This is a genomic window from Streptomyces beijiangensis (assembly GCF_017315755.1).
In the GTDB taxonomy this organism is placed as follows: domain Bacteria; phylum Actinomycetota; class Actinomycetes; order Streptomycetales; family Streptomycetaceae; genus Streptomyces; species Streptomyces beijiangensis.
In genome coordinates this window covers 1-224 of the sequence record NZ_JAFLRJ010001193.1, presented here as the reverse complement: position 1 = coordinate 224, position 224 = coordinate 1, and the positions used below count along the sequence as shown (strand labels likewise).

General features: G+C 75.9%; 1 pseudogene. It reads right to left on the bottom strand.

The features are described 5' to 3' along the window. A pseudogene (locus J0695_RS41140) lies at positions 1 to 224 on the bottom strand (hypothetical protein); the annotation flags it as partial.

The window sequence follows — 224 nt, the reverse complement described above, 5'->3', positions numbered from 1 at the left end:
CGGCGAGGCCTGGTACGTGGTGGACCCCGGGCGCGGAGTACGGCGCGGTCCGGCCCGGGGTCCACCACGTACCAGGCCTCGCCGAGCGAGGCGTTGTAGGCGACGGTCAGGGAGAAGTCGTCTCCCGCGGCCACAGCGACGCTGGTCCGGCCGGTGGGGTACGAGGCGGGGGCGGCGTCCTTCGGCGTACCGGAACCGCAGCCGGCGAGGAGCACGGCCAGGGC